13 protein-coding genes and 3 pseudogenes are annotated in these 18,635 nt (G+C 49.2%); 12 read left to right on the top strand and 4 right to left on the bottom strand.

What is annotated here, in order from left to right; genetic code table 11:
• Positions 1-32 precede the first annotated feature (32 nt).
• The 5 genes from EFBL_RS08550 to EFBL_RS08530 are packed head-to-tail and all read left to right on the top strand — an operon-like array spanning position 33 to position 6,349.
• A complete protein-coding gene (locus tag EFBL_RS08550) occupies positions 33-1,370 on the top strand; it encodes an MFS transporter (protein WP_096181725.1) in 1,338 nt (445 codons plus the stop codon).
• Between the two features lie 15 nt (positions 1,371-1,385).
• Positions 1,386-2,852, top strand: a complete 1,467-nt coding sequence (locus EFBL_RS08545) for an aldehyde dehydrogenase family protein (RefSeq protein WP_096181724.1) — start codon at positions 1,386-1,388, stop codon at positions 2,850-2,852.
• A gap of 26 nt (positions 2,853-2,878) precedes the next feature.
• Complete coding sequence (locus EFBL_RS08540) at positions 2,879-4,057, top strand: iron-containing alcohol dehydrogenase family protein (protein ID WP_096181723.1); 1,179 nt, start codon at positions 2,879-2,881, stop codon at positions 4,055-4,057.
• Positions 4,058-4,088: 31 nt separating this feature from the next.
• Positions 4,089-4,943 carry a R2-like ligand-binding oxidase gene (locus tag EFBL_RS08535; RefSeq protein WP_096181722.1) on the top strand — a complete coding sequence of 285 codons (855 nt, stop codon included), beginning with the start codon at positions 4,089-4,091 and terminating at the stop codon, positions 4,941-4,943.
• A 17-nt stretch (positions 4,944-4,960) separates the two neighbouring features.
• Positions 4,961-6,349: a UbiD family decarboxylase gene (locus tag EFBL_RS08530; protein ID WP_096181721.1), complete on the top strand. Its 1,389-nt coding sequence runs from the start codon at positions 4,961-4,963 to the stop codon at positions 6,347-6,349.
• A 166-nt stretch (positions 6,350-6,515) separates the two neighbouring features.
• Here the strand turns inward: EFBL_RS08530 and EFBL_RS08525 are convergent.
• Positions 6,516-6,708: pseudogene (locus EFBL_RS08525) on the bottom strand (ArsR/SmtB family transcription factor); the annotation flags it as partial.
• A gap of 185 nt (positions 6,709-6,893) precedes the next feature.
• Complete coding sequence (locus tag EFBL_RS08520) at positions 6,894-7,382, bottom strand: MFS transporter (protein ID WP_341769653.1); 489 nt, start codon at positions 7,380-7,382, stop codon at positions 6,894-6,896.
• Between the two features lie 415 nt (positions 7,383-7,797).
• Here EFBL_RS08520 and EFBL_RS08515 point away from each other — a divergent pair, with 415 nt between their 5' ends.
• On the top strand, positions 7,798-8,055 hold the full coding sequence (locus tag EFBL_RS08515; protein ID WP_096181720.1) for a hypothetical protein: 258 nt from the start codon (positions 7,798-7,800) through the stop codon (positions 8,053-8,055).
• A gap of 410 nt (positions 8,056-8,465) precedes the next feature.
• Positions 8,466-8,939, top strand: coding sequence for a YbaK/EbsC family protein (locus EFBL_RS08510; RefSeq protein WP_096181719.1), 474 nt, complete (start codon positions 8,466-8,468; stop codon positions 8,937-8,939).
• Between the two features lie 230 nt (positions 8,940-9,169).
• Here the strand turns inward: EFBL_RS08510 and EFBL_RS08505 are convergent.
• Positions 9,170-9,636: pseudogene (locus tag EFBL_RS08505) on the bottom strand (LOG family protein).
• A gap of 71 nt (positions 9,637-9,707) precedes the next feature.
• Here EFBL_RS08505 and EFBL_RS20525 point away from each other — a divergent pair.
• The 5 genes and pseudogenes from EFBL_RS20525 to EFBL_RS08475 form a co-directional block, all read left to right on the top strand.
• Positions 9,708-9,836: pseudogene (locus EFBL_RS20525) on the top strand (MazG-like family protein); the annotation flags it as partial.
• Between the two features lie 705 nt (positions 9,837-10,541).
• On the top strand, positions 10,542-12,536 hold the full coding sequence (locus EFBL_RS08490; RefSeq protein ID WP_096181718.1) for an IucA/IucC family protein: 1,995 nt from the start codon (positions 10,542-10,544) through the stop codon (positions 12,534-12,536).
• Positions 12,536-14,671, top strand: a complete 2,136-nt coding sequence (locus tag EFBL_RS08485) for an IucA/IucC family protein (RefSeq protein WP_096181717.1) — start codon at positions 12,536-12,538, stop codon at positions 14,669-14,671. Before EFBL_RS08490 ends, EFBL_RS08485 begins: the two co-directional genes overlap by 1 nt.
• Complete coding sequence (locus tag EFBL_RS08480; RefSeq protein ID WP_096181716.1) at positions 14,659-15,882, top strand: MFS transporter; 1,224 nt, start codon at positions 14,659-14,661, stop codon at positions 15,880-15,882. The genes EFBL_RS08485 and EFBL_RS08480 overlap by 13 nt, the downstream gene beginning before the upstream one ends.
• A 26-nt stretch (positions 15,883-15,908) precedes the next feature.
• The gene (locus EFBL_RS08475) at positions 15,909-17,141 is read left to right on the top strand and encodes a type III PLP-dependent enzyme (protein WP_096181715.1); all 1,233 of its coding nucleotides are present in this window, start codon (positions 15,909-15,911) and stop codon (positions 17,139-17,141) included.
• A gap of 101 nt (positions 17,142-17,242) precedes the next feature.
• On the opposite strand, the gene EFBL_RS08470 is transcribed toward EFBL_RS08475, so the two are convergent.
• Entirely contained in the window at positions 17,243-18,298 is a 1,056-nt protein-coding gene (locus EFBL_RS08470; protein WP_096181714.1) for an alpha/beta hydrolase, read from the bottom strand.
• Positions 18,299-18,635 lie beyond the last annotated feature (337 nt).

Here is an 18,635-nt window from a genome sequence, read left to right as displayed (position 1 = left end):
TGTTATATATCTTCCTCATGGAGGGATTCTGGATGTCTATCTTGACTAGCACTAACGCAGGTACTGGTACACCGGTTGGCGGCGTCACCCGACGCCAAATGGTAACTGCTTCAATTGCGTCACTTTTAGGGTGGTCGTTGGATCTTTTTGATCTGTTTATCCTCCTGTATGTGGCGCCTGAGATAGGAAAACTTTTCTTCCCGACCAGTATTCCCACGCTGTCATTGGCGGCGGTGTATGCATCGTTTGCAGTGACCCTGTTGATGCGTCCGGTCGGTTCCGCATTATTTGGATCTTACGCGGACAGAAAAGGAAGAAAAAAAGCAATGGTTATTGCGGTAACAGGTGTCGGCATCTCTACCGCACTGTTTGGCGCTCTTCCGACAGTAGGTCAGATCGGTGTAACCGCAGCGGTATTGTTCCTGATTCTTCGCTTGGTGCAAGGGGTGTTTGTCGGTGGTGTGGTTGCGTCTACCCATACCATCGGAACCGAAACGGTTCCGCCAAAGTGGCGGGGATTCATGTCAGGTCTTATCGGTGGTGGGGGAGCCGGTCTCGGCGCCTTGCTCGCATCCGTTGTTTATTACGTTGTAACGGCTGCGTTTCCGGGGCCGGAGTTCAGTGTTTGGGGCTGGCGGTTTATGTTCTTTGCTGGGATTCTCAGCTCGATCCTCGGCCTGTTCATCTTCAAGTCACTTGAGGAATCTCCCGCATGGGTCCAATTGCAACAAGCCAAAAAAGCGGATGCGCCGGTCAAGAAGGCTCCTGTGCGCGAGGTGTTCTCCCGACAGTATCTCCCCGTGCTGCTTGTGAATCTTATGCTCGTGATTGGCGGAGGTACGGCGTATTACCTAACCTCCGGATACCTTCCCACATTCCTCAAGGTGATCAACAAGACACCGGCGGGAACGTCATCGATGATTTTGATGGGTGCAAGCGTGGTCGCGATTGTCTCGGCGGTACTGTTCGGCCGCCTCAGCGATTACATCGGCCGGAAGAAAACGTTTATGATCGTCGGAATTGTATGCCTGATAGGTCTTCCCTTCCTGTATTCGGGGTTGGCGAAGGCGACTGCGGTTTCCGCAATAACATTCTATGCGCTGGCACTCGCGTTTCTAGGTAATGCAGCGTATGCGCCCATCCTGATTTTCCTGAACGAGCGTTTCCCGACAGTCATCCGTTCTACAGGTACTGGGCTGTCCTGGAATATGGGCTTTGCAGTCGGAGGCATGATGCCGACTTTCGTTTCCCTGGCGAGCGGAACAACTCAAAATATTCCCGCTACGCTTGGCTATTTTGCAGCGGCGGTATTTGTTCTGTACCTGATTGGCAGTTTAGTCATCCCGGAAACAAAAGGCGATTTCAAATAAGACGGGGGGAGAATTATGTCTGCTTTGACTGAACAGAAACCGGCGCTTTATTACAATTATGTAGCCGGCGAATGGACGGAATCTTCGTCCCGGGAACTTCTGGAATCGCGAAATCCGGCCACCGGGGAATTGATCGGCTATTCTCAAAAATCAACCGTTCATGATATCGAACAGGCGATCGATTCTGTTTGCGACGTTTTTCAAAAGAGCGATTGGGGATATAATCCGAAACGCCGGTATGAAGCTTTGTCCGCTCTGGCCCAAAAGATCGATCAAAACCTCGAACATTTGGCCCGGATTCTCACCTTGGAACAAGGCAAGACCATTCGCGAATCGCGCATTGAATTGGCTGGTTGTGTCGACACCTTAAAATATTTTGCCGGTGCGGCGCGAACCGTGTTTGGAAGGTCGGTTCAACTGGAACCCGCCAATTTCGGAGTCATTGCAAAAGAGCCGATGGGTGTGGTTGGGCTGATCACCCCGTGGAATTGGCCGGCGCTTCTCATGATCCGGGAGTTGGCCCCTGCTTTGGCCGCCGGGAATGGTGTGATTGTAAAGCCGGCCAGTCTTACGCCAGCCGTTTCTGTGGAAATTTTTAAGTTGATTGACGAAATCCGGCATTTCCCGAAAGGCATAGTAAGTATTGTCACGGGTCCCGGAAAATCCATTGGTGCTGCCATGGGAACCAGCAAAAAAATCGACATGATCAGTTTTACGGGGGATACATCGACCGGAAGAACGATCATGGAACTAGCGGCGAGCAACATAAAGAAACTGGCTTTGGAACTGGGCGGCAAGTCCCCTAATGTTGTCTTCAGTGATGCCAATTTGGACAAAGCGATTCCCCTAATCGGACGCTCGATTTTTATTTCCGCCGGTCAGATCTGCATGGCCGGTTCCAGGCTGTTGGTTCACGAGTCTGTCAAAGACGAAGTGATCTCCCGTCTCAAAACCTATGCCGAAAACCTGAAGGTAGGGAACGGGATCCTCGAGTCGACCGATATGGGGCCCCTGGTTTCCCAAAACCAACTCGATATGGTGGAGGAATATTGTGAAATCGGCCGGCGTGAAGGAAAAATGATTTCCGGCGGTTACCGGTTAACAGGTGGGGATTACGATAGGGGCTATTTCTTTGCACCCACCATTATTGACGATCTGCCGGCCAATTGCCGGGTTGTGCGCGAGGAGATTTTTGGTCCCGTACTGGCCGTCCAATCCTTCTCCAGTGAAGAAGAAGCGCTTGCGTTAGCGAATGACACGGACTTCGGACTATCTGCAGGGGTCTGGACCACCGATTTAAATCGCGCCATGCGGATGTCCAAGGGAATCAAAGCCGGAACCGTTTGGATTAACACTTACAATAAAAACTTTCCCGAGGCGGAATTCGGGGGATACAAACAAAGCGGTCTGGGCCGCACCAGGGGAATAGACGGCTTAATGGAATACTGTGAAACAAAGCACATCCATTTCGAGATCGAGTAACCTGCAAGGAAAGGAGGAAGGAAAGAATGAGTCTGAGCCAACAAGTCACGTTGATTGATTTCGAATTTTCATTTCACCTCCCGTCGTTCATCGAATTCGGGTACGGCAAAGCGTCCCGCCTGGGCGAAAGGATATTGCAGCTGGGAGCTGGAAAAGTTTTTTTGGTTGCCGACAAAGGTGTAGAATCGGCCGGGATCCTGAACAGGTTAACGGAGTCGCTGCAATCATCCGGGCTTCAATACGATATTTATACGGATGTCGAACCTGATCCCAGCCTCGAAACGATCAACAGAGGGGCTAAAGTATTTAAAGCCAATAGGTATGATTGTATTGTGGCGGTTGGAGGCGGAAGCCCGATCGATGCCGCCAAGGGGATCCGGGTGGTGGCGTCAAACGGGGGAAGTATCGGGGATTATGCCGGGGTGAACCGTATCCCTGCCGCCCCCGCAATCCCGCTGATCGCGATTCCGACCACTTCAGGTACCGGAAGCGAAGTCACGATCTTCGGGGTGTACTCGGATTGGCACAACAATGTAAAAGTGACCGTGACGAGTCAGCACATGGCCCCGGCCCTTGCATTGGTCGATCCGGAATTGACGGTAAGTCTTCCTGCCAAAATGACTGCGGCTACCGGAATAGATGCTTTGGCCCACGGGATCGAGACATTCTTTTCCCTGAGGTCTAGACCCGCATCTGACGCTTTGGCGATGGAAGCCATCTCTGTTGTGAATGCGAACTTGCGCCGGGCGGTGAGCGACGGATCTGATATTGACGCCCGGATCGGTATGTCCCATGGCAGTTTGTTGGCCGGCATGGCGTTTAATAACGGGTTCCTGGGTCTCGCCCATGCGATAGGAAGCGCTTTGTCAGGACATTGCCATGTTCCGCACGGGATCGCAATCGGTTTGCTGCTGCCGCATGTGGTGGAATTCAATTCACCCGCCCGTCCTGAAAAAGCGGCCAAGATTGCCGAGTTGATGGGCGTAACAGCGGATGGGACAGCCGAACTGGCAGAAGAGGCGGCTCCCGCTGTTGCTCAATTGGTACAGGATATCGGGCTGCCGACCCGATTGCGTGAGGTAGGGGTCCCTGAGGAAAAGCTTGCCGATATCGCCCAGGATTCATTCAAGAGCGGAATGATGAAGTTTAATCCTCGCCAACCGAGTCAATCGGAAGTGCTGGATCTATTGAAGCGGATGTTTTGATTTGCACATTCAATTTTCGGGGGGATATGAAATGAACGAAAATCTCAATCAAAACATGACGGATGAATTTCTTCCAGGCCTCGATAAGTCTACCGATGAAGTCGCTTGGGATCTGTATCGCAAAGCCATCCGTTTCGGGACTTGGGATCCGGCGGAGATCGACTTGACCCAAGACAAGAGAGATTTTGAGTCGCTGGATGAGAACCTGAAGGGGTATCTGATTCATTTTTGCACCGGCTTTCTCGATGCGGAAGAAAATGTCGCGTTGAAGTTTTGTCCATGGATCATGCTCGGCTCGTCTACCGAACAGCAGGCTTTTCTCAGTACTCAGTTACTCGAAGAATTTAAGCATACCGAGTTTTTCATGCGTTATTTCACGGAAGTGCTGGGTCGTGAGAGAATTCGCGGCGTGAAGAATATTGTCCAGCAGAAGCTGGATGAACGGGTTAAGAAAATGTTGGCGGCACTTGAACAAGAGACGGAGGAACGAGAGGCGGCATTGGTCGAAGGATTGACCCACTATCAGGGTATCATTGAAGGCGTTCAAGCGATGTCAGGTTACGATGTGTTTGAAGCGGTTTTTGGAAGCAAAGGATTATTCCCGGGATTGGCCGAAGGATTTGCCCGAATCAAAGAGGATGAAGGGCGTCACGTCGGCTTCGGGCTCCGCATGCTCAAGTTGTATGCCCGTAACCCGGAACACGCAAAGCGGATTCGGGCCTTGTTTGATGAGTATTTGCCGCATATCCTGATTCGTTATGATCAGCCGATCATTGTCAATGGCAAGGAATATCCCACTCCGCCAGAGGTTCGCGGACGTGAGCGTTTATTGAAAATGTTCGAACGCAGGTTGAAAGATATATTCGGAACACCAGTCACCGTGTAAGGGGGAAAGCCTCTCGCATGAAGGCAAAAACGTTTCGTACCTGGATCGAATATCTGCAATCAGCAGGTCGTTTGGCCGTAATCGACAAAAAAGTCGGTTTGCAGTATGAAGTCGCGGCAATAGCCAAAAAATTGGACGGCTTCCAAGCCGCCTATTTTACCCGGGTCGAAGATTACGCGGTACCGGTTGTATCGGGGATTTGTTCGACCCGCGAGGACTTTGCTGAAGCACTCGAAACCGACAAATACGGGGTGATTCCGAAGTTCACCAAGGCAGTTGCTTCTCCAATTCCGTGCCGGTTAGTAGAAATCGGGCAGGCTCCCGTGAAACAAAACAGGATCCGGGAAGATATCGATTTGATGAGACTCTTTCCGATCCCGGTTCATCATGAGAAAGATTCCGGCAACTACATCACGGCCGGGCTGTTCATCGTTCGCGATCCTGTGACGCGAAAACAGAACGTCTCCATTCATCGTCTGCAAGTGTCGGGGAAAGATAAATTGGGTGCTTTGCTGCTGCCCCGCCATACGTTCCATTTATACCGACAGGCTGAGGAGGCAGGCAGTCCTTTGGAGTGTGCAATCGTAATCGGAGTAGACCCGGTGACGCTGCTCGCTTCCCAAGCCAGCACCCCTTTTGGCGTGGATGAATTGGAAATCGCAGGGGCTCTGCGGGGTGAACCGCTGGAAGTGGTGCGGTGTGAGACCGTGGACATTGATGTGCCGGCATTTGCGGAGATTGTGTTGGAGGGCAAGATCCTCCCGCATGTGCGCGAACCGGAAGGTCCTTTCGGGGAGTTCCCGAAATATTATGGTCCCCGCAGCGATAAGGAAGTTGTTCAGATCACGGCAGTCACACACCGGAACAACCCGATTTTTTATACGATTGTCCCGGCCGGTTATGAACATTTACTGCTAGGCGGCCTCCCTCGGGAAGCAAGTCTGTTCCAGACCATCCGGCAGACGGTTCCGACAGTCAAAGCGGTCCATATGAGCCCCGGCGGAACTTGCCGTTATCATGCGATTGTTTCGATCAGGAAACGGAACGAGGGAGAAGCAAAGAACGCGATTTTTGCCGCCCTCGCCAACAGTTTCGATATTAAGCATGTCGTTGTTGTGGACGAAGAAGTGGATATTTTCAACATGGAAGAGGTTGAATGGGCGATCGCCACCCGCTTTCAGGCGGAAAGAGATCTGGTGGTGGTCCATGGCGCTCAGGGGTCGAAACTTGATCCGTCAACAAACAACGGAGTCGGGTCGAAAATGGGACTGGATTGTACCGTACCGTTGAACAGCGAACCGATGAGATACTTGCGGATTCAAATTCCCGGTTATGATCAGGTTCATTTGGATGAGTACATCAACTCCGGGGCTTCTTTACAACCGATTCACCTTGAAGGGGCATGAAAGACAATGCAAGTGGAAAGAGTGGTTACTTTTTGACCATAGTGATCAGTGTGACCCTATCAGGGGTTTCAAAAATTTTGATTAACTTTCATGTTTTGTTCCTCCAAACTGACCTCTTCAGCTGTCTGTTAGGGCGAAAGTGGTCAGTTTTTCTTTTCGGCGTATTTTACAAGGGCTCAGATGCCTGCAAAATCGACTGTAAATCCTGGGAAACGTGCATCCAAATCGTCACGCCGCAGAGAAATAAAGCGCTGCGTTCCTTCGATACGTGTATTGATGATTCCTGCTTCTCTAAATACCTTGAAGTGATGGGAGAGGGTGGATTTTGCAATGGGAACTTCCAAGGCACTGCCTGATTGAAAAGCAATCACATTCATGTAAATAAAAGGTAAGTAATACCGAGTGATTGACGGTTTCAAGTGTCACCCGTTTGAGAAGCAAATCCTATAAACTTTTCATATTGCAGATCATTGAACAACTTGAGTTGTCGATTTTCTTTGCAGCGGCTGCTCGCCCAGAGCCATAGTGAGTAATGCGCCTATGACTAAACTGATTGCACTCGTCCAGAATGATAGCTGATAATTCCCTGTAGAATTGTACGAAGATATCCTCCGAGAAAGACCCCAACGGCAGCGAAAACCTGATGCAGCAACCATGTGGAACCCAGAATACTTCCCAATGCATTGGCTCCAAATCGATCACTGATGATGCCTGTTACGAGTGGTATGATCGGCATTGACAAAATTCCGTATAGGATTGCAGAGACGTATAGCTCCCAGATGTTTGTGGACATAGCCAGTATTGCGAGTGCGACTGCGCGAATCATGTATAACCAAATCAGCAATGCTTTTTTCCTGTAGGTTTTTGACAGTTGTCCTGTAAACCACATTGATACAGCACTTGCAGCGGCCGATATTCCAAGGAGTCTTCCGCCAAGTGCAAGCTCGCCGCCCAAGTCAACGGCGTACTTGGGAAGATGGATCGTAACCATGTAAAGTGAGTATCCGCAGGTGACAAATGCTAAGCTGGCCAGCCAGAATTCACGGCTTTGAAGCGCTTCAGAGAGTGGGGCGCTTCGAGGAGGTGTGAAGGTCGATGAAGGATCTCCGTCCGGAGCCTGCCCGCTTGCGAATGTACCACCGGGAAACCAGGACAGAATTGGCCATCGAACCGCAGCCGGCGAAGCCCACCGCCGTAAGAATTCCGTAATACACATAAAACTGCCAGATTTGTGTGATGGTCGCAGAGAGCAAGAAAGAAATGCCCATCAGTGTGCACTTCCTGCAATCACTGGTTTTGGGAATCGGTCAATGAGTCGTCCCATCACGGGTTGAAAGAGTCCCCACCTAAATCACTTCAACTGGGTAAACTTGCAGTCATTTCGGGATTAAATCAAATCGGAACCACACGGACTCCCTCGAATCACCTAAACCGTTTTCTGTTACCATGTGAAATGGCAAGAGGTTCAAGAACGGTTTCCGGATGAATGGATCGTATTTGAAGCGGTAAAAGCACATTCCGAAGATGGACACCGTTGTGTAGATGAATTGATCGTAATTGACCGTTACAATGATTCCTTAGATGCTATGCGGCGCTATAAGGAACTTCACCGGGATAATCCGCAAAAAGAATATTATTTTCTCCATACATCTCGCCGTGAACTGCGTTTCCAAGAAATTTGGGCTGGAGTCAAAGGTTTGCGATGAACATAACCGTTAAAAATGGAAATTGGAGCTATGGATTATGGCATGGAAATTGACGGTATCATCGGTTTTGATCTTATTCAGGCGGCCAATCTAGTCATTGATTCAGAAAAATTGTTGGTTTACCCCTCACATTTAGGAAAATAAGAGGAATAGACAATGATGAGCAACCCCGGATTTTGTCCGGGGTTTTATTACAGTGCAATTCGTTTTTAGCTGTTAAAGAGGAGATTCTATGAGCAAAATTTCGAAAACACCGCAACCACCGTAATATGCGGTTATCTTTACGTCGGAGCGGACGGAAGGCGATAATGGTTACGGGCAAGGAAAATCACTATGGTACAAACAGTTTGCTTTGAGGGTAGCCAAGGTACAAAGAGATAATTTTTTTGATATGTAAGGGGAGTTCCGAAATGCCTCTCAATCGTGTTCGCGATTTTGTCAAAAAGTTTGACCCTGAGTTGGAACCGATTGTGTTTGATCAAGAGATGAAGACTTCCATGGAAGCAGCAAACGTGTTAGGAGTGGAAGTTGGGCAGATTGCCAAATCGATTCTTTTTCAATCGGGAGAGACTTTTGGGCTCTTCGTTGCGGCGGGGGATGTTCGAATTAACACCAAAACCGTCAAATCGTTACTTGGCAAAAATCCAAGAATGACGTCACCGGAGACAGTCGAAAGAATAACGGGATTTCGGGTGGGAGCCGTTTGTCCGTTTGCTTTAGCTGCCGACATACCCATTTACATTGATCCATCGCTGAGCAGATATGATGTTGTATACACAGCAGCAGGTATACCCGAATCCCTATTACCGATAACTTTTGAAAAACTTGTTCAAATAACAAATGGCACATTGATTCCTGCTACATGTGAAGATACAAAATCATAGGTGGTTCTGTGGAGGATGAAGAAGAAAATTACGTCTACAGCCTACATAGTCATGTACCCGCTACAGGCCTCATTTTTACGAGTATTTGCTTTTGAAATGTTGGGTGAACTGGGATGCCAAGAGTAAACGGAAAACGAGACTTTTTACGAAAACAATCTAAAAGAAAAGCAGGATAGGAGCTGCTCATGCCCTATCCTGTTTCATTCGTTTGGCGTTCATCTTGATAACAATCAATTTTTAGATAGTTGCTCCCGCTTGTTTTCCAAGGTGGGTGATTCAAATTCCTGCATTTTTGACAGTAGTTCTTTTGCATCCGTTGCGGAAACAAACAGTTTTTTGTGCGATTCATTGACAAATCCTGCTTCCACAGCGTGGCTAATCATGTTGAGCAGTGGAGTATAATATCCTTCGATATTAAAGATTCCAATTGGTTTCTGATGAATTCCTAGTTGCCCCCAACTGATAATCCCTGGTGCACCATTTCTCCCCGGAAAAGCCCACTGGGCATAACGCCAATCACTTTTCCTCCCAGCTCAAGAACCTGATTGGCCAATTCCCCCATCAGACCTATACGGGAACCGCCGTAAACAAGTTCTATTCCTTTCTTTGCCAACTCTTCACCCAGTTGGCGTGAATGGATTTTAAACTCTGAGTTCGAACCGAGATTGGAACCGGCGAATACACATATTCTCTTCATTCGATGTAAGCTTCCAGCATTTTCTATGATAATCTGTATTATACACAAAGTTTTGGGAGGAAAAGGTAGAGATGAATATGAATGAATTCCAAACATGGGTACAAGAATTTTACGAGAAACGCGGCTGGACCCAATATGGACCTTTCATAAGGGTTGGCTTTTTAATGGGGGAAGCAGGCAAAATTGCAAGAAGAGTTAAAACAGGAACGAAAATCATTCTTAGAAAAGACCAAACCATCATTTAAAGGAAGATAGGTAATCGAAGCAAATCATTTGTACCAACCTAAACGTTACCCCCGAATGAGCCAAACCCATTCACTTTGCTCACCAGGCGTTTGTTAGTGAGGAGTACGGAATTCTTTTACTTAAGCCATAAAACAATTCACGATTGAACTGCGTTTAAAGGCGATGAGCAGATTTTATCGTCTTTACATATCTTTTTAGAACCTCAGATTATTCAGAGGAGAGAACTTAGAGTGAGCATCTTGTAAATCCCTTGCGTCATTTGAACATACTTTTGAACATACTTCCGTACCATCTACATAGTGCTATGCCCCAATATCTTCTGGTTAATGTGTCAGTAGGCAGGCAAAACTTTGACCTTGCCGTCTCGGAAGACCTGAATGTCTCTTATTTGGGCGCCAAGCGGATGAATTATCTGTTTCTAGTCTACGAATGTTTGGTTCCGCGGGTGAAACGGCCGTCTGGGATCGTTTCGTTTTCAGTATAGCTTTAGGAACTTTGGCATATTTCGGCAGTAAAAATGAGGTTTCACGAGAAATCAGTAGGGTTCCAACAGGAGCCCTCTTTTTTGGACTCCCAAACAATTGACAGTGATAATCATTATCATTTATATTCATTACTGTTGATAACTATTATCAATAAAGTGGCGGAGGGGAACACATTTGCTCGAAACACTTGATAGTTCGAGGAATATCCAACAAGTTGAGTTGGATGAGGAAGAGTTGAAGATTCTGTCATACATACGCAATGAGCGGCCGGATCTCGAAGAGTTGTTCCTGACTAACATAGACCGGGGCAGAAAGGGAATTCTTCATCGCCTTCTGCAAGCGATAGTCCGAGAAAATCTTGCCGGGATTTCGAACCGGTTAACATGGAGCGATCCAGGAAATACGATTCAAATCCACCTCTCCGGCGACCGGATTTTGTTGGTTCCTGTCAGGCAGAGACATTCTCTGGCAAGATTTGACCTGGCTGGGGATGTAATTCTGCTGAATCAGGGACAACCGGAGATAATAGAACATCCGGTTCACCTGTTGGAACTGTTAAAGGAAGAAGGCATTGTTCAAGACGAAGACGGAGAGAAACGCTTTCTCCGCTTCTGTCAGGAAGTGCGGAACAGTGCGGCCAACTATGCACTGGCACTGGTTGGAGCCGAACTGAGGAAGCGTGAATTGGTCGCCAAGGCAAAGGAATCCGGTGCTGAAACGTCGTTAGAATGGGTATGCCAGCAGGAAGCGGAAGACGAGATGTTCAGTCCACTGGAGTTTTATGAGCAGTGGGTGGTGGACGGACATCCCCTTCACCCGGGAGCGAAGATTAAAATGGGGCTTGATGTGGCAGATGTCATCAAATTTTCTCCGGAATGGGGAGCGCATCCGGAAGTCGCATTAGCAGCAGTTGCGAAGAGTGTTTGTAAGGTGAATTCCCTGGAAGGCAAAAATCCTTCTGATATCCTGTATGAAGAATATCCCGGTTTGCAAGCGCACGTGGCGAACCAGCTGCGAGAGAGGGGATTGGATGAGAACGGGTATGAACTGATACCAATCCACCCCTGGCAGTTTAAACATACAATACCCACTCTTTACAGTGAGGCAATCCGTAAAAATGAGATTGTGTTGATTCCGGACTTCCGCATTCGAACGGCGGCGCTCATGTCATTCCGGTCATTGGCTCCTGTTAAGAAGAAAAATGAGGGAAAACATCACATAAAGACAGCCGTTAACATTCAGACAACCGGCGCTGTTCGTACAATCTCGCCCAACTCGGCGGAAAACGGTCCGAAAATCTCCCGAATTCTGAAAGACATTCAAGCCAGAGAGAGCCATTTTGAAGGCCGGTTCGTGATCCTGGAAGAGAGAGTCACTGCTTATTACAGTCCATCTGAGGAGACTCTTACTCAGGAGGAACGCCGGGTTCTGGGCGCGAATCTGGCAACCATATTGCGTGAAAATCCGGAAACCCGTGTGCAACGGGGGGAGATCTCGATGCCCGGTTCCGCTCTGTTGGCTGTATCTCCAATTAGCGGCAAGCCGGTTGCGGCAGAATTGATCGAACAATTTGCCGACGTTAACGGTATTGCCGATTTGGAAACTGCGGCTGTTTCCTTCATAAAAAAATATTCTGAAGTCGCTCTGCCCGGATTTTTGACAATTGTGAGCCGTTATGGAATCAGCCTGGAAGGCCACTTGCAAAACAGTGTTCCCGTATTCCGGAACGGTGAGCTTGTTCGGATGATTGTGAGAGATTTCGGCGGGATCCGGATTTTGCCGGAAAGACTGGTAAAGCAGGGATTCGAGGCCGTTTTTTATCCCGGATCCGCAACGATCACTGATGACGTGCAGGATATGAGAAACATCATCTGTTACTCCGTTATCCAAAATCACTTTGGGGAACTGATTGCCGCCATAGTTCGCTGGCTGGGGATCAAAGAACGAAACCTCTGGGAGCCGGTTATTGAGATATGCCGCACAATCTACCGCCAACTGAAGAATGATCCCATAATCGAGCAACAGGCTGCGGAAGACGAGAAGGTTCTTTTTCAACAGACTATCGATTTGAAGGCGATGGCGACCATGCGCTTGCTCGGGGATATAAGCCACAACACGTTCGCGAAAGTTCCAAATCCTTTGGCGGAGATCGCGGGAGGGATGCAATAATGAGCGTAATTTTGCGGCATACAGAATCGGATTCCTTGCACCTGGCGTACGTCAATATTCTGGAAGGGCACATGGATGAGGAAGAACTCCGAATTCTTCAGTTTCTGGAAAAACAGGTCCCGGAATTGGTATCACCATTCGTGGTTTCCATTCCTAAAGGCCGACAGAGCATCATGAACCGCCTGGCAGCGTCGATGTTGCGTGAGGATGTTCTGGGACTGGCGGCAAACTCTTACGACTTGCAAGTGATTGACTCTATTTACGCATTGAACGTTCCGGCAATCCATGAGAATTGGCGAAACGTCATTAGAAATCTGCATGAATTCGGACTTGAAAACGGCAAGTTCTATAAGGTATTTCCTCTCCTTGAAGGGGAATGTCTCGTATTTCCGGTCAGCCGAACTTATGCGTTCAGGCGCCTGGAAGTGGAAGGGGCGGTCCTCCATGTGCGCGGGGATAGGGTGAAACGGCTCCAACATGCGGTGGAACTGCTGCAATTGATCCGTTTGAAGGAGGCTGCCGTGAACGGTGAGACTCAAAGCGCTTGGGGCAGGTTGGCGGAGGAATTAAGAAATGGGAGCGCCAATTTGGCACTCGCCTATGCTTTCCATGAACAAAAGAAAAAGTCGCTGCGGAGAACTGCGAACGAATATGAGGCGGAAACGGCCATCGAACTGATTCTTGCCCGCAAAAAACAGGACGGGAATTTTGATGTAAGCCTGTTTTTTGAGCAGTTGTGCGTAGAAGGGCATAATTTGCATCCTGGCGCAAAGACAAAGATTGGCATGGAACCGGACTCTGTTTATCGATACGCGCCTGAATTCGAAGGTGCTCCTGATATACGGTTCGTCGGAATTCGACGTGATCGTGCGGAATGGGCGGTTTTGGAACACGAGGAGAAGCCGAATGCTGTGTTGTTTGGTGAATATCCGGAACTTCGGGCAGCCGTTGCAAGCGAATTTGCGAAAAAAGGGATTTCGGCTGACGATTATGTATTTGTCCCGGTTCATCCCTGGCAACTGGAGAGGGCCATCCCAAAAATCTACAAGGATGAAATTGAGAGAGGAATCGTCGTTCCGGTGGCAGGCTTTTCCGTTCCGGGTTGGGCTACTTCATCTTTCCGGACTGTGGTACCGCGAACTGACGAGGGGCGCGTAAGACTTGCCATTAAGGTGGCGGTGGACAGTCAGATGACATCAACCGTTCGCTCCATTTCGGCAAATACAACAAACAACGCTCCCGTATTTACACGGTTAATCCGGACAGTTATGCAGCGTGAGCCGCAGCTTGCCGGTACGTTTGTACCGGTTTGCGAAGTGGCCGGATTCAATTTCAAGGTCGATGCGAAGGAACAGGATCACGAGGCGCGAACTGCCAAAAGCCGAAATCTGTCAACCGTGTTGAGAGAGAACGTAGAGTCATTCGTAAAACCGGACGAATTGGCAATTGTAGGTTCCGCTCTCTATGCGGAATCCCCCGTTACGGGCAAGTTGATTCTGGTTGAATTGGTTGAGATGTATGCCAAAACCTCAGGGGAACAATCGTTGCGTTGGGCAGCTTTTCAATTCGTGTCTGACTATGCGGCCATGGCGCTCCCCGGATTCCTTACCCTGATGGTGAAGTATGGAATCGGTTTGGAAGGTCACCTTCAGAACAGTGTTCCAGTCTTTCGGGACGGCCGGCCGGTTCGCATGCTGTTCCGCGATTGGGGCGGTGCGAGAATCTGCGGAAAAAGACTTGAGGAGCAAGGGCTGCATGTCAATTTCTATCCCGGTTCTGTCACGGTAACCGACAGTGTGAAAGAAATGCGCAACAAAGTGTTTTATACGGTGTTCCAAAACCACATAGGGGAGATCATCCTTCAAATATGCAAGTGCTTTGGAGTGCCCGAGCGGGAACTTTGGCAGGAGATCCGCCGGATCAGCGATGAAGTGTTTGATCGGTTGGAAGCGGATCCGGAACATGCGGAAAAAGCGATCGCGGACAAAGAAGCTCTCTATCAAGCGGAAGTCGATCACAAGGCGTTGACAAAAATGCGGTTGGCAACGGAAGAAAAAGGGTACTGCTATTCGACAGTCCCAAATCCATTACATGAGTTTCAACTGGAGAAGAAAGAAGTTTTATGGCGCAAGTAGAGGTTCAGTATCCAAATCAACCGAGGTTTGCCCTGCATTCTCGTTCTTTCCGGATTTTCATGGCCGGAAGCCTGTTGTCACGTGTGGGAGACTGGATGGACCTGGTTGCGTTAAACTGGGCGGTTTTGCAATTTACCAACTCGCCGTTGCATTTGGGACTGATCAACGCTTGCCGCCTGGTTCCCACCTTTTTGCTCAGCGTCCCGGCCGGTGTAATGGCGGACCGCTATGATCGGCGAAAACTGTTGATCTGGCTGCAGGTCGGGATCATGCTGCTGACGTTTTGCATCGCATATTTGATGGCTATCGGCAGCCCGTTCTGGCTGTTCGCCGCCGTGGTGACTTTGCGATCGATTCTCACGGCGATGGATCCTCCGATTCGCAATGCCCTGATTCCGAATCTGGTGCCGGAAACCAGCATGGCCAGTGCGATTGCAATCAATACCACCGTGATCAATCTGTCTCGTATTGTGGGGCCGGCGATTGCAGGAGCTTTGTTGGCCGTGATGAAAATTGAGACTGTTTTTTGGATCAGTGCGTGGAGCGTCGCCGCAGTACTGCTCTCACTGATGGTGATTCGACCTGAGTCGGATCGGGACGTGGCGGCAAAAAGCAAGGGAAAGGCAAATATTTACGAGGCGATTGCCTATGTGAAGCAGAATCCGTCTGTGCAATCACTTTTGATTCTTGCGATAGTTCCCATGGTGTTCGGATTCCCTTATACATCGATGATGCCGGTTTTTGCCAGGGATCTGATGCAGCTTGGACCGGAGGGGTTTGGCGCATTGCTTTCGATTTCGTCAATCGGTGCTATCGCGGGATCAGCATGGCTGTCCATAGGCAGAGAGATGAAGGGAGCTGGAAAATGGCTTGTCTGCTCAGTCATTGGTTTCGGCCTGTCCCTTCTTCTGTTCGTGGTGACAAGTAATTTCTTACTGGCGGCAATTGCGATGTTTCTGGTGGGACTTACGAGTCAAACGTACCGTACAATGAGCCGGATCACTCTGCAAATGCAGGTGCCCGATCCACTGCGCGGCCGAATTTTAAGTATCGCTCTGATGGACAGAGGCTTTATCCCGTTGGGAGCGATCATGATTGGCGCCATTGCCGGCTGGGCGGGCACGCTGTGGGCAGGTCTCGTCATGGGAGCCGGGTGTGTGGCAGTTACGTTGGCTGTGATCTTCGCCAGACGGCAAATCTGGTATTTGTAAAGATGGATATAGGAGTGAACGGGATTATGAACGCAACCTGGAACATAACTGCGAACCGGATCGAGAACTTGATCCAATCGCTTAAGACAGAAAGGAAGAAACCGTTCTGCGCGTACATATATGATTTGAAACAGCTTAGGGAACACGTATCGCTACTGACTGCGACTCTTCCTTCGCAATGCCGCCTTTTCTATGCGGTTAAGGCTAATTCGGATGCAACGATCCTGAAGGCTTTGGCTCCGATCGTACATGGCTTTGAGGTTGCCTCGCTGGGAGAGATTGAGAAAGTTCGGACGGTTGACACCAGGATCCCCGTGATTTTTGGCGGTCCCGCAAAGACCGATGATGAGATTCAAGGGGCGATTCACCACGGAGTCAGCCTCCTTCATGCAGAGAGCTTCCACGAATTACGCAGGATAGAGTATATCGCAGGTCAACTGGACGTTGTGGTTCCGATCCTGCTTCGTGTGAATCTAGGCGGGCCTCTTTCCACTGCCACTTTGCAGATGGCGGGTGTGCCCACTCAGTTCGGTATCGAAGAGGCGCAGGTTCCAGAAGCGATCGCCTTGGCCCGCAGTTTGCAGCATGTGGATTTACAAGGCTTTCATTTTCATGCAATGTCGAACAACCTTGACGCGGAAGGGCACGCCCGCTTTATTACGCATTGCGTCGACAAAGCGCAGACTTGGGCCGGGGAGTTTGATCTACGTATTTCGTATCTCAACGTGGGCGGCGGCATCGGGGTGAATTACCATGACCTTGAACGGCAGTTTGACTGGCCCGTTTTTACTTCCCAACTGGATCAGTTGATCAAAGACCACGGCCAGCCAAACGCGACAATGTTGTTTGAGTGCGGCAGGTATGTTACGGCGGCGTGCGGTCACTACGCAGCGGAAGTGCTCGACATTAAGCAGAACCATGGAAAGCACTTCGCGGTCGTGCGGGGCGGTACCCATCACTTCCGCCTGCCTGCCGCTTGGAAGCACAGCCATCCCTTCACCGTAGTTCCTATTGATGAGTGGCGATACCCATTTGCGCGGCCGGAACTGTCTGACAGTGCCGTTACAGTAGCCGGTGAGCTCTGCACACCCAATGATGTTCTCGCCCGGGACGTCGTGGTCCCACGGATACGGAGCGGCGACATAATTCTCTTCCGATATACGGGAGCGTACGGATGGGCCATCTCACACCATGATTTCTTAAGCCATCCGCATCCGGAACAGATCTTTCTGGATCGGGATGATTTGGCAATCGACTAGTAAAAACTTATAGAGTCATTTGTGATCGCGATAACAAAAAACCGGTCTCCAAATTGTTTTGGAGACCGGTCAAAGAATCGAACGATCACGCTAGCATGGTTTCAAACGGATTGAAGGAATGACAGGACTTTATCAGAGAACATTTCGTGGTTCTCGATCTGCGGCGAATGACCGGTTTCCTCCATAACAAATTCCTCGAATTTACCGCCGTTCAATTGATACTGTTCCAGAACGTGACGAGTTTGGGACACCATCGGTTGCGGCGGATAGACTTGGTCACCCGGCCAATCTGGGACGTAGCCCAGACTTCCCAAATATCCGAAATCAAAGAAAGATTGGTCCGAGACGATCAGGTCGTTGGCTCCCCGAATCCACAATACCGGGCACTTCGTGCCAATCTCAGCAAATGATGACAAGTTCAAATATTTCGGAGACATGGCGTTGTTAATGCCATTCTCTCCCGGAGCCACTCCCGGCCACTCTTCACATGTTTCAAATCCTCCGGGATAAAACCCTTTTCCGATTTTTGTTTTGAGCATGGATGAAACAAACTGCTCCTCTCTCTCACTGGATACACGGAAAGGAGGTTTGAAATAAAATTGGTTCAGGACGTTGCGGGGGCTGTTTGGATGTTCGGAGCCCCGGTCGCCCGTTTTCAACAGATCGACAAATTGTGGATTGGCCGTGCCGCCGCCTGATCCGGCAAAGTTAGAATAACAAGGTGTGCCGGTCACATCCTTGGTTCCGCCAAATCCAAAAGGAGAGATCGGGTTAATAAGGACCAATGACTTTACATCCGGCGAGTGATCGATAGCGTATTGCATCACAATTCCTCCGCCCAGGGACCAGCCGATCATATGAATAGGAGTTCTGATATTCAAGGCTTCTACGAATGATTTGAGGTCATCTGACCAATCTCGAACCCCACGGGTGGCATCGATAGGTTTCGATTCTGTTTCGCCATACCCTCTCAAATCAGGTGCCAATACCCAGTAATTTCTTGACAGTGTCTGAATGGTTTCATCCCAAAACAAGTTGGAGGAAACGTTTCCGTGGACCAACAACAGCGGTTGATTTTCAGGGTTTCCTCCTGTCAGATAGGATACACCAAGACGCTCCGTCGAAATTAATTTCCTTTCCACACTCACAGCAGTCATCGTACACCCCCCTCGCTTCTCACGTTATAGTTGAAGCCATTGCAGAATTTGATTGGCTCTGTTCCCCACCTAATGAGCATTGTTTGATGACTTCCGATTCCGAATTCATAAGTATAGTAGCCTTGTCCGCCGTGATACGTCGAGTACCAATCCTGCTCGGTTATTGGTAAACCATATACTTGAAATTATCAGACTGCAGTTACAAGTGGGTTACATTTCCGGAGGAGAAAAGGCACTGGTGTTTTTCCCGTTAATATGATGAAGTTTGGTTCATCGGAAGCAATTCTAGGATTTTAGATACCGTGAATGAATCGTTGGATATGCATCAATTTGGGGT

The sequence above is a fragment of the Effusibacillus lacus genome (assembly GCF_002335525.1).
Classification (GTDB): Bacteria; Bacillota; Bacilli; order Tumebacillales; family Effusibacillaceae; genus Effusibacillus; species Effusibacillus lacus.
The sequence above is the reverse complement of the archived record's forward strand: the minus strand, read 5'-3'. Positions and strand labels throughout refer to the sequence as shown.